The organism is Pseudogemmobacter sonorensis, from assembly GCF_042762395.1.
Classification (GTDB): Bacteria; Pseudomonadota; Alphaproteobacteria; order Rhodobacterales; family Rhodobacteraceae; genus Pseudogemmobacter; species Pseudogemmobacter sonorensis.
This window is the reverse complement of sequence record NZ_JBEFZE010000042.1, coordinates 1-12,004: the sequence shown is the minus strand read 5'-3', so window position 1 is coordinate 12,004 and position 12,004 is coordinate 1. Positions and strand designations below refer to the sequence as shown.

General features: G+C 65.2%; 11 protein-coding genes. 10 read left to right on the top strand and 1 reads right to left on the bottom strand.

Features of this window, described 5'->3' with window-relative positions; genetic code table 11:
* The first annotated feature begins 3 nt into the window (after positions 1-3).
* The 9 genes from ABNX41_RS19650 (at position 4) to trbK-alt (ending at position 8,858) form a co-directional block, all read left to right on the top strand.
* Entirely contained in the window at positions 4-987 is a 984-nt protein-coding gene (locus tag ABNX41_RS19650) for a LysR family transcriptional regulator (protein ID WP_438671394.1), read from the top strand.
* 144 nt (positions 988-1,131) lie between these two features.
* Positions 1,132-3,120: a conjugal transfer protein TraG gene (locus ABNX41_RS19645; RefSeq protein WP_438671393.1), complete on the top strand. Its 1,989-nt coding sequence runs from the start codon at positions 1,132-1,134 to the stop codon at positions 3,118-3,120.
* Positions 3,121-3,148: 28 nt separating this feature from the next.
* Positions 3,149-3,592: a ribbon-helix-helix domain-containing protein gene (locus ABNX41_RS19640; protein ID WP_438671392.1), complete on the top strand. Its 444-nt coding sequence runs from the start codon at positions 3,149-3,151 to the stop codon at positions 3,590-3,592.
* A 193-nt stretch (positions 3,593-3,785) separates the two neighbouring features.
* Positions 3,786-4,721: a P-type conjugative transfer ATPase TrbB gene (gene trbB / locus ABNX41_RS19635; protein ID WP_438671415.1), complete on the top strand. Its 936-nt coding sequence runs from the start codon at positions 3,786-3,788 to the stop codon at positions 4,719-4,721.
* Positions 4,718-5,050, top strand: coding sequence for a TrbC/VirB2 family type IV secretion system protein (locus ABNX41_RS19630; RefSeq protein ID WP_438671391.1), 333 nt, complete (start codon positions 4,718-4,720; stop codon positions 5,048-5,050). The genes trbB and ABNX41_RS19630 overlap by 4 nt, the downstream gene beginning before the upstream one ends.
* Positions 5,050-5,331 (top strand): VirB3 family type IV secretion system protein, encoded by a 282-nt coding sequence (locus tag ABNX41_RS19625; protein WP_438671390.1) that lies wholly within the window; start codon positions 5,050-5,052, stop codon positions 5,329-5,331. Before ABNX41_RS19630 ends, ABNX41_RS19625 begins: the two co-directional genes overlap by 1 nt.
* A gap of 10 nt (positions 5,332-5,341) precedes the next feature.
* Complete coding sequence (gene trbE, locus ABNX41_RS19620) at positions 5,342-7,798, top strand: conjugal transfer protein TrbE (protein WP_438671389.1); 2,457 nt, start codon at positions 5,342-5,344, stop codon at positions 7,796-7,798.
* A complete protein-coding gene (trbJ, locus tag ABNX41_RS19615; RefSeq protein ID WP_438671388.1) occupies positions 7,795-8,577 on the top strand; it encodes a P-type conjugative transfer protein TrbJ in 783 nt (260 codons plus the stop codon). Before trbE ends, trbJ begins: the two co-directional genes overlap by 4 nt.
* A gap of 14 nt (positions 8,578-8,591) precedes the next feature.
* Positions 8,592-8,858: a putative entry exclusion protein TrbK-alt gene (gene trbK-alt, locus ABNX41_RS19610; RefSeq protein ID WP_438671387.1), complete on the top strand. Its 267-nt coding sequence runs from the start codon at positions 8,592-8,594 to the stop codon at positions 8,856-8,858.
* A 134-nt stretch (positions 8,859-8,992) separates the two neighbouring features.
* On the opposite strand, the gene ltrA is transcribed toward trbK-alt, so the two are convergent.
* Entirely contained in the window at positions 8,993-10,519 is a 1,527-nt protein-coding gene (ltrA, locus tag ABNX41_RS19605) for a group II intron reverse transcriptase/maturase (protein ID WP_438671386.1), read from the bottom strand.
* Positions 10,520-11,157: 638 nt separating this feature from the next.
* Between ltrA and trbL the strand changes: the two genes are divergently transcribed.
* The coding region (gene trbL, locus ABNX41_RS19600; protein ID WP_438671385.1) for a P-type conjugative transfer protein TrbL at positions 11,158-12,004 on the top strand (847 nt) is incomplete at its 3' end.

Sequence of the window (12,004 nt, the reverse complement as noted above, 5' to 3'; positions counted from 1 at the left end):
ACGATGCGGCGGCGTCCAGCATCTACGACTGATCGTCAATGGGGGATGCCGACCTCACTCGGCTCGCGTATCCCCCTTGCGTCGCTAATCCATATGCTCGCCGTCGCCGAATACTTGAGCTTCCACCGGGCCGCCAAGGCGCTCGGCGTAAGCCAGCCCAGCGTCAGCGCAAGGATCAGGACACTGGAGGAAGACCTCGGCGTCCGCTTGTTCGAGCGCAACACACGCGGCGTCCGGCTCACCGAGGCCGGGCGCCTTTTCGTCGAACGGGTATCGGTTGGCGTCGATCAACTCGACCATGCCGTGAAAACAGCCGGCATGGCGGCGTCGGGGGAGTGCGGCCGACTTCGCATCGGTATCCATGCCCTGATCCCGCGCAGCTTCCTTGCCGAGCTGATCGCGCGATACCGGGAAGCCCATCCCGGCATTGAGGTCGAGATCACCGAGGGCACCGCCCGCGATGCGATCATGCAGCTTCGCGCCGACCGGCTGGACGTGGCCTTCGTCGCCGGAAGCCCGGAACTGCCCGATTGCCATACCCGCCCGATCTGGACCGAACCGCTGGTGGCGGTGCTGCCGCAGGATCATCGCCTTGCTGCCGGGCAATCGGCGATCACCTGGTCCGATCTGACGGGCGAGACGTTCCTTGTGCGCCAGGGCGGCACCGGCCCGCAGGTGCATGACCATATCGTGCTGCGCCTCGCCGGGCGCTGGCCCGCGCCGTCGATCCTGCGCTTCGACGTGGGGCGCGGCACGTTGCTGTCGATGGTCGGGCAGGGCTTCGGCATCACCATCGTCGGCTCGGCCACGTCGCTGTTGCCGACAACCGGCATCGTCTTCCTGCCGTTCGCCGACGAACCGGAGCCGGTCCCGTTCTCGGCCGTCTGGTCGCCGTTCAACCGCAATGCCACGCTGCGCAACATGCTCACGCTCGCGGGCAAGATGAACCGCCCCGGCGATTCGCCTCAGTTGGCGCAACAGCAGTAGTGGGACGGACGGATGCGATAACGCGACCCGTCCTATTTACCGCCACCAGTATCCGGCAGCACTCCCGCGCCATCTTTCCTGTTGCCCACCCTGATTTTGCCTACTCTCTGATCGGCTCCGTCCCTTTTGCAGACTGGAGCCTGGATGCGCGGAGGCCGAATCCTTTGGGGCCAGATCGCGGTGGTTTTCGCCATCGTTCTGGTGACGACGTGGGCGGCGACGCAATGGACGGCGTTCCGCCTCGGCTTCCAACCGCAGCTTGGCAATCCGTGGTTCGAGCTGGTCGGCTGGCCGGTCTATTACCCGCCGGCCTTCTTCTGGTGGTGGTTTTCCTTCGACGCCTATGCGCCCGCGATCTTCGTCGAGGGCGGCATCATCGCGGTATCGGGCGGCTTCCTCGCCATCGCCGCCGCCATCCTCATGTCGATCATCCGGGCGCGCGAGGCGCGCAACGTCGCCACCTATGGTTCGGCGCGATGGGCCGAGAACAAGGAAATCCGCGCCGCTGGGCTGCTCGGCCCCGATGGTGTGGTGCTTGGCCGGCACAGCCAGGATTACCTGCGCCATGACGGTCCCGAGCATGTCCTTTGCTTCGCCCCGACCCGCAGCGGCAAAGGCGTCGGCTTGGTGGTCCCCACCTTATTGACCTGGCCGGGAAGCTGCATCGTCCATGACATTAAAGGGGAGAACTGGACGCTGACAGCGGGCTTTCGCGCGAAGCATGGTCGCGTCCTGCTGTTCGACCCCACGAACGCCAAATCCGCCGCCTATAACCCGCTGCTCGAAGTCCGGCAGGGCGAGTGGGAAGTCCGCGACGTGCAGAACATCGCGGATATTCTGGTCGATCCCGAAGGCTCGCTCGACAAGCGCAACCATTGGGAAAAGACCAGCCACAGCCTGCTGGTCGGCGCGATCCTCCACGTCCTCTATGCGGAGAAGGACAAGACGCTGGCGGGCGTCGCCAATTTCCTGTCCGATCCCCGCCGCCCGGTCGAGGCGACCTTGCGCGCGATGATGGACACGCCGCACCTGGGCGACGCGGGCGTTCATCCCGTCATTGCGTCGTCGGCACGGGAACTGCTGAACAAGAGCGAGAACGAGCGCAGCGGCGTTCTCAGCACCGCAATGTCCTATCTGGGCCTCTACCGCGATCCCGTGGTGGCGCGCGTCACCGCGCGCTGCGACTGGCGCATTGCCGATCTGGTTGGCAGCCGCCAGCCGGTCAGCCTCTACCTTGTCGTGCCGCCGTCCGACATCAACCGGACGAAACCGCTCATCCGCCTGATCCTCAATCAGATCGGCAGGCGGTTGACCGAGGACTTGAACACGTCCGGCAAGCGCCATCGCCTGCTGTTGATGCTGGACGAATTTCCCGCGCTCGGCAGGCTGGATTTCTTTGAATCGGCCTTGGCGTTCATGGCCGGCTACGGAATGAAGTCCTTTCTGATCGCGCAGAGCCTCAACCAGATCGAGCGCGCCTATGGGCCGAACAACGCGATCCTCGACAACTGCCATGTCCGCGTCGCGTTCGCCACGAACGACGAAAGAACGGCCAAGAGGATCAGCGAAGCCCTCGGCACCGCGACGGAGATGCGCGATTCCACCAACTACGCCGGGCACCGCCTGGCCCCATGGTTAGGCCACTTGATGGTATCGCGGCAGGAGACGGCGCGGCCGCTGCTTACGCCGGGGGAAGTCATGCAGCTTCCGCCATCCGACGAAATCGTCATGGTCGCGGGAACGCCGCCGATCCGTGCCGTCAAGGCGCGCTATTTCGAGGATGCGCGGTTCATGGAACGCATCCTGACCCCACCCGATCCGGCAGCCAGACCAGCCGCTGCGAACCCGTCATCCGACGATTGGTCTAGCCGCGTGGTCGCGGCGGCCGGCCATCCCGCGACAGACGCCACCGATGGGACCGAAGGCGACCCGGCAAACGCCGGCATCCGCCGCGAGCCGGAATTGCCCGAGCATGAGGAAATCGTCGCGCAGCCACCAGCGCCCTCACATGAGTTCGACATTCTGGACGACGAACCGGACGTGGACGCTGCCAAGGCCCGCGCCATGCGCCAGCGCATGCGGATGGTCGCGCGGCAAGTCGCCATGAACCCCGATGACGGCATTGAACTTTGAAGGACCGCCCATGACCACACGAACCCGCATGAACGTCTATTTCGACCCCGAATTGCTGAAACAGGTCGAGATGCTGGCGCTACGCCGGCATGTGTCGAAATCCGCCATCATCGAGGCCGCCGTTGCTTCCTTCCTGTCCGGTGACGCGGCGGATCGGCTGGAGGCGGCCATGTCGCGCCGCCTGGACAGGCTCGGGCGCCAGATCGACACGCTCGACGAAGATCTCGCCGTGCTTGGCGAGACGGTCGCACTGTTCATCCATTTCTGGCTCGCCTCCACGCTGCCGCTGCCGGACAGCGCGCAAGCCTCGGCGCGCGCCAAGGGCGTCGAGCGGTTCGAGGGCTTCATGCAGATGCTCGGCCGGAGGCTGGCGACGGGAGACAGGTTTCTCAAGGAGCTGTCGCGCGACGTCGATTCGTCGGCCGACGCTCCTTCGCCGGAGCAGTCCGAGAAGGATGGCGACCGTTCCTGAATCCCCGGCCTATCCTATTTTCCGCATATCGCCGCATCGCGCCGCACGGACTTAAATACTTGTTGAAGCAGCCCGATTTCGGGCTTTCTTAATCGACCCCGTTGCGGGGACCGTCTGTCGCGCCCCGCCAGTGATCGGGGCCGACATGACTGCCAACCACCACAGACAGGAAGCGATCCAGCGCGGCGCGCGCATGTTGCGCACCGCGCTCGGCCCCGCAATTGCCCGGCTGCTCGAAGACCCGGCCGTGGTCGAGGTGATGTTGAATCCCGATGGCCGTCTTTGGGTGGACCGGCTGTCCGAAGGGCTTTCCGACACGGGCGAACGGCTGTCCGCCGCCGATGGCGAACGCATCGTGCGGCTGGTCGCGCATCATGTCGGCGCGGAGGTTCACGCCCGCAGCCCGCGCGTCTCGGCCGAGCTGCCGGAGAGCGGAGAGCGGTTCGAGGGCCTGCTGCCGCCCGTGGTCGCCGCGCCGGCCTTTGCGATCAGGAAGCCCGCCGTCGCGGTGTTCACGCTCACCGACTATGTGGATGCCGGCATCATGACCGCCGACCAGGCCGAAACGCTGCGCGCCGCTGTCCAATCCCGCGCCAACATCTTGGTGGCGGGCGGCACTTCCACCGGCAAGACCACGCTGACCAACGCGCTGCTCGCCGAGGTGGCGAAGACGGCGGATCGCGTCGTCATCATCGAGGATACGCGCGAGCTGCAATGCGCCGCGCCCAACCTTGTCGCCATGCGGACGAAAGACGGCGTGGCGACGCTTTCCGATCTGGTCCGGTCCTCGCTGCGCCTGCGCCCTGACCGCATCCCCATCGGCGAGGTGCGTGGCCCCGAAGCCCTCGACCTTCTGAAAGCATGGGGAACCGGCCATCCGGGCGGGATCGGCACCATTCATGCCGGCACCGGCATCGGCGCGCTCCGTCGCCTTGAACAGCTCATTCAAGAGGCTGTCGTCACCGTCCCGCGCGCACTGATCGCCGAGACTATCGACCTTGTTGCCGTCCTTTCCGGGCGCGGTTCCGCGCGCCGGCTGGCCGAGCTTGCCCGCGTCGAGGGGCTGGGGCCGGACGGCGACTACCGCATCACCCCTGCAATCCAACCCATCATAGGAGAATCTTCATGATCCGCACTCTTTCGCGCGGCTATCGCTTCGCCGCGACCGCCGCATCCACCCTTGCCATCAGCCTCATGCTCGCCCCGGCCGCCCATGCGTCCGGTTCGTCGATGCCGTGGGAAGCGCCCCTCCAAAGCATCCTCCAGTCTATCGAGGGGCCAGTCGCAAAAATCATGGCGGTGATGATTATCATTGCCACAGGCTTGGCGTTGGCCTTCGGCGACACTTCCGGCGGCCTGCGCAAGTTGATCCAGATCGTGTTCGGCCTGTCGATTGCGTTCGCGGCGTCGAGCTTCTTCCTGTCGTTCTTTTCGTTCGGCGGCGGGGCGCTCATCTGATGGCGGGCGGCCTCGAACAACTCAACGCGGTGCCGGGCTTCACGATCCCGGTCCACCGGGCGCTGACCGAGCATATCCTGCTCGGCGGCGCACCGCGCGCCATCGCCATCATGAACGGAACGCTGGCCGGGGCCGTGGGCCTCGGCTTGCGCCTCTGGCTGGTCGGCATCGCCATCTGGGCCATCGGCCATTTCGCGGCCGTGTGGGCGGCGAAGCGTGATCCCCAATTCGTTGAGGTCGGGCGGCGGCATCTGCGCATCCCCGGCCATCTGGCGGTGTGAGGGCGCGGCCATGATGAATCTGACTGAATATCGCCGCACCGCATCCCGGCTCGCCGACCATCTGCCATGGGCGGCATTGGTCGGCTCCGGCGTCGTGCTCAACAAGGACGGCAGTTTCCAAAGGACCGCGAAGTTTCGCGGTCCCGATCTGGACAGCGCTGTGGCGGCCGAGCTGGTCGCCGTCGCCGGCCGCATCAACAACGCCGTGCGCCGTCTCGGCTCCGGCTGGAGCATCTTCGTCGAGGCACAGCGCAGCGAGGCCGCGACCTATCCCGACAGCACCTTTCCCGATCCCGCATCGGCGCTGGTCGATGCAGAGCGCAAGGCCGGTTTCGAGGAAGCCGGCACGCATTTCGTGTCGGGCTACTTCCTGACCTTCCTCTGGCTGCCGCCGGCCGAGGAAGCCGCCCGCGCGGAAAGCTGGCTATATGAAGGCCGCGAGCAATCGGGCGTCGATCCGTGGGAGTTGCTGCGCGCCTTCATCGACCGCACCGACCGCGTTCTGGCGCTGCTCGACGGCTTCATGCCCGAGTGCCGTTGGCTCGATGACGCCGGCACGCTGACCTATCTCCATTCCACCATTTCGACCAACCGGCATCGCGTGCGCGTGCCCGAGGTGCCGATGCACCTCGACGCGCTGCTGGCCGACCAGCCTTTGACCGGCGGGCTGGAGCCGCGCCTTGGCGATGCGCATCTGCGCGTGCTGACCATCGTGGGATTCCCGACCGCGACGACGCCGGGCCTGCTCGATGAAATGAACCGCCTGCCGTTCCCCTACAGGTGGAGCACCCGCGCGATCCTGCTCGACAAGACCGACGCGACGCGGCTGCTGACCCGCATCCGCCGTCAATGGTTCGCCAAACGCAAGAGCATCGCCGCGATCTTGAAAGAGGTGATGACCAACGAGGCGTCCGCCCTTGTGGACACCGACGCTGCCAACAAGGCGCTCGACGCCGACATGGCCTTGCAGGAGCTTGGGGCGGACGTGGCGGGCATGGCCTATGTCACGGCCACCGTCACCGTATGGGATGCCGACCCGCGCCTTGCCGACGAGAAGCTGCGCCTGGTCGAGAAGATCGTTCAGGGGCGCGACTTCACCGCCATGCCCGAGAGCGTCAACGCGGTTGACGCATGGCTCGGCAGCCTGCCCGGACACGCCTACGCGAATGTCCGCCAGCCCCCCATCAGCACATTGAATCTCGCCCATATGGTGCCGTTGAGCGCCGTTTGGGCGGGGCCGGAACGGGACGAGCATTTCGGCGACGCTCCATTGCTTTACGCTAGGACCGAAGGCTCAACCCCGTTCCGGTTTTCCCTCCATGTCGGCGATGTGGGCCACACCCTTGTCGTCGGCCCGACCGGCGCGGGCAAATCCGTGCTGCTCGCGCTCATGGCGCTCCAGTTCCGCCGCTATGCAGGATCGCAGGTGTTTGCCTTCGACTTCGGCGGCAGCATCAGGGCGGCCGCGCTCGCCATGGGCGGCGACTGGCACGACCTCGGCGGCGGGCTGACAGAAGGAGCCGAGGCGTCCGTCTCGCTCCAGCCGCTTGCCCGCATCCACGACACCTATGAACGGGCATGGGCGGCGGACTGGATAGCCGCCATCCTCATGCGCGAGGGGCTAACCATCACGCCCGAGGTCAAAGAATATCTTTGGACGGCGCTGACTTCGCTTGCCTCGGCCCCGGTCGAGGAACGCACCATCACCGGCCTTGCGGTGCTGCTGCAATCCAACGATCTGAAACAGGCGCTCCGGCCGTTCTGCGTCGGCGGTGCCTATGGTCGGCTGCTCGACGCCGAAGCCGAACATCTCGGCTCAGCGGACGTGCAGGCGTTCGAGATCGAGGGCCTTGTCGGGACCGGCGCGGCTCCGGCCGTGCTCGCCTACCTGTTCCATCGCATCGGCGACCGGCTCGACGGACGCCCGACGCTGCTCATCATTGATGAAGGCTGGCTTGCGCTCGACGACGAGGGTTTCGCCGGCCAGCTCCGCGAGTGGCTAAAAACGCTGCGCAAGAAAAATGCCAGCGTCATCTTCGCCACGCAAAGCCTGTCCGACATTGACGGCAGCACCATCGCGCCCGCGATCATCGAGAGCTGCCCGACGCGGCTCTTGCTGCCGAACGAACGGGCGATTGAGCCACAGATTACCGAGATTTACCGGCGGTTCGGGTTGAATGACCGGCAGATAGAAATCCTCGCACGGGCCACGCCCAAGCGGGATTACTACTGCCAGTCCCGGCGCGGCAATCGCCTGTTCGAGCTTGGCCTGTCCGAAGTCGGCCTCGCGCTCTGCGCCGCATCCGCCAAATCCGACCAGACGCTCATTGCGCAGATCGTCGCCGAACACGGCCGCGACGGCTTCCTCGCCGCATGGCTGCGTGAGCGCGGCGTCGATTGGGCGGCCGACCTGATCCCCAACCTCACCAATCTCATCCCCCAGCCTGAAAAGGAGAACACGCAATGATTATCCGTTTCTCGCCCCCTCGCGCCGCGCTGGTCGCGGCGGCGGCTTTCGCCATGCCGGTCGCGCTTTCGCTCATGCTGGCAAGCCCGGCCCATGCACAATTCGGCTTCGGCCGCATCGTCTATGACCCGAGCAACTACGCACAAAACCTGCTTACCGCCGCGCGGACCCTGGAGCAGATCAATAACCAGATCACCAGCCTTCAGAACGAGGCGCAGATGCTCATCAATCAGGCCCGCAATCTGGCGAGCCTGCCATATTCCTCGCTCCAGCAACTCCAGCAGAACGTCAGCCGGACGCAACAGCTTCTCGGGCAAGCGCAGAACATCGCCTTCGAGGTCGGCCAGATCGACCAGGCGTTCCAGAGCCAATACGGCAACGTCTCGCTTTCGACGACCGACGCCCAATTGGTCGCCGATGCGCGCAGCCGGTGGGAGAACACGGTCGGGGGCTTGCAGGACGCCATGCGTGTCCAGGCGGGCGCGGTCGGCAATATCGACAGCAACCGCGCCGAGATGGCCGCGCTGGTCGGCCAGAGCCAAGGCGCAACCGGCGCGCTGCAAGCCACGCAGGCCGGCAACCAGCTCCTTGCCCTCCAGTCGCAGCAGCTTTCAGACCTGATCGCGGTCATCTCGGCCAATGGCCGGGCGAACGCCTTGTCGGAGGCCGAGCGTGCGACCGCAGCCGAGCAGGGCCGCATCCAGCGCGAGCGGTTCCTGACACCCGGCGCCGGCTACCAGCCGGGCAACGCGCAGATGTTCAACAACGGCAACAACTGACCGGGAGGCCCGCCATGGACGGCAAAGTGCTGGCCCGCCTCGGGGCCGTGGTGTTCGTCGCCATCGCCGTCACGGCGACCGCAATCGACATGGCGCGGAAGGACGAACCTTCCGCGCCGCCCCCGGCGTCGGCGCTCCAGCCCCCGGCCGATCCGCTGCGCGAAACCCTGCGCCGCTGCCAGCAGCTCGGCGAGGCAGCCGCCAGCGATGCCGGCTGCCTCGCCGCCTGGGCTGAATCCCGCGACCGCTTCCTCGGCCGTGACACCAGCGAGGCACGCTGACCGTGAAAGTAGAGATGAAGCGCTCCATCCCCTTTCGGAGACAAGTTTCTCCATCCCTCTTCCCGAACCGGACGTGCAAGTTTCCAAGCATCCGGCTCTCCATGCATGGACGCTTTCGCGCCTATGGGTGGGCCTCAGACGTGTCTGAGGCGTTGGAACGCGCTCCAGTATTCGCGCACGCTTTCGCGTTGCCCGAAGCTGCGTACCGCGTTCCATCCGTTGTCCTTCTCTATGCCCTGATGCGGGTAACGCATGGTTCCTCCTTCACCGAGGAACCGCAGGCGTCTGGCCCCGTCGGTCCATTGCCGTCGTTTTCCCGGAGCGCTGTGGAAGTGAAGGCGTCGCAGCATCGGCCACGTCGCCTTCGGGTATTTCTTCCTCAGCCAGCGCCCCACGCGCTGCCATATCCAGCAGTCGAGGTGGCCGAACTCCCGGTGCGCCCGTGTGGCGTATCGGTAGTAGTTCCGCCATCCCATGATGACCGGATTGAGGTTGGCGATGACCTGGGCGAGGGAACACCCCGTGGGGATGCCCTTCACCATGACCTTGATCTTGTGGCGCAGGTCGTTCAGCTTGCCCTTCGGTATGAAGAGCTTGCCGACCGGGCGTCCCGTGAGGAGCGCCTTTGCCTGCACCACCCGGTAGCCGAGGAAGTCGAAGCCTTCCCTGACTTCGGTGATCCGGGTCTTTTCCATCGACAACTCCATGCGAAGCTCCGTTTTCAGGAACTCCGCCAGCGCGAGCTTTTCCGCTTCCGCCTGCTCCCTCGTGCCGTCAACGAGGACGACGAAGTCGTCCGCATATCGCACCATGTAGAATACCGGCCTGCCTTTCTTGTGGTCTCTGACCCTTCTGGCAGCGGCATTTATACTTGGCTCACGCGGGTGCATGGACCATCGCCCGTAACGCTCATCGATGGCTGTCAGATAGATGTTCGACAGCATCGGCGAGATGATCCCGCCTTGCGGCGAGCCGGTCACGGGGTGACGGACGGTCCCCTCGATCATGATACCCGCCTTCAGGAACGCGAGGATCAACCTCAGCACCTTGCGGTCGCTGATGCGTTTCCGCACGCGCTCCATCATGACGTGATGATCGATGGCGTCGAAGCAGCCCTTGATGTCGCCCTCTATGGCGTAGCGGTAGACCGAAGGTCCACGCTTCGTCGAGTGGAGGAACCTCTGGATTCGCTCCAGAGCATCGTGGGTGCTCCGTCCTTTCCGGAACCCGTAGGAGGTCGGATAGAAGTCCGCCTCGAAGATGGGTTCCAGGATCAGCTTCAAAGCCATCTGCACCAGACGGTCGGTCAGCGTGGGAATGCCGAGTGGCCGGAACTGCCCCGGCTTGCCGGGCTTCGGGATGAGCCGTTGCCTGACAGGTTCCGGGCGATAGGTTCCATCGCGGAGCGCCTCCCGGATTTCTCCGAGGAACGCCGCTGCGCCACCGGGACGCCGTTCGACCGTGAACCGCGTCATCCCGTCCGTGCCCGGTGTCCGGCTGCCGCTGTTGCGGGCGAGCCTTCGCCAAGCCTCGTTCAGGATTCTGCGGTCGCATACGAGATTGAACAGATCAACGAAGACCTTGTCAGGGTCCTCGTTGCTCCACCGATACAGCTTGCGCTGCATGTCGAGGACGAACGAGGTATTCACCTCGCCGGACATGCGTCCACCTCCTGCCTGCTTGCCGTATCCACTGCCTCCCTTCGCCATGTGGACGGCTTTCCCGTCCCCGGACTACTACGAAGGCTCCGCCCCCCGTCGTCACGATCGCTGGTCGCTTCAGCCATCCGCCGCCCGAAGGCGCCGGAAGCGATGACGAGGTTCTTAGGTTCCGCAACTGATCTCTCGCCTGCTTTAGGCGCCGACTTTACCCCGTGTGGAATCCGGCCTCGATACCACGCAAGCCCATATCGAGGCTGGCGCGCAGCACGCTGCGCACCCCCGGTCCGCGTACCCATAGCGCAGACCAACGCTCCACCGGCCTTCGGCATGCGCCGCCGGCCGACCCGCCCACTTCCGAGTTGGCAGGTTCCAGTGTCTGACGAGGCGTCCACCATCGGTTCGGTTTCCCTCGCCATGGCAGGCTCGCTGGCCGGACCGGCTACGGGGTCGGAAGTCCCCGTCCGTCCGACTTTGATGGGTTCTGCTGATTTATGGCTCCCCCGAAGCACCCGGTTCGCCTCACCCATCTGCTCATCGCCGCATGTTGCGTCATACGGCGTGAGGGGTCTCTCACCCCACGAGATCAGAAACGACAATAAAATCAAAGCACTCCTTTCTTTGATCAGGACCTAACGCACATGGGCAACACCGGCGTCATCGACAGTTTCCTCGGGGTCTTCACCTCGTACATCGACAGCGGCTTCGGCCTGCTCGGCGGCGAGGTGGCCTTTATCGCCACCACGCTCATCGTCATCGACGTGACGCTTGCCGCGCTCTTTTGGGCATGGGGCGCGGATGACGACATCATCGCGCGGTTGGTGAAAAAGACCATCTTCGTCGGCGTCTTCGCCTACATCATCGGCAACTGGAACAGCCTCGCGCAAATCGTCTTCGACAGCTTCGCGGGGCTGGGCCTCATGGCGTCGGGCACGGGGTTTTCCGCCGCCGATCTTCTCCGCCCCGGCCGCGTCGCACAGACCGGCCTCGACGCCGGGCGGCCGCTGCTCGATTCCATCTCCGACCTGATGGGCTTCATCTCCTTCTTCGAGAACTTCATCCAGATCGTCTGCCTGCTGTTCGCATGGGCGCTGGTGCTGCTCGCCTTCTTCATCCTCGCCATCCAGCTTTTCGTCACGCTGATCGAGTTCAAATTGACCACCTTGGCGGGGTTCGTCCTTATCCCCTTCGGCCTGTTCGGCAAGACCGCGTTCATGGCCGAACGGGTGCTGGGCAATGTGATCTCGTCAGGGATCAAAGTCCTCGTCCTGGCGGTCATCATCGGCATCGGCTCGACCCTGTTCGGCCAGTTCACCGCAGGGTTCGGCGGAGCAACCCCCACCATCGACGACGCCATGGCTATCGTGCTTGCCGCCCTGTCGTTGCTCGGCCTCGGCATCTTCGGTCCCGGCATCGCGTCCGGCCTTGTCAGCGGCGGGCCGCAACTCGGCGCGGGCGCGGCCGTAGGCACGGGCCTCGCCGCAGGCG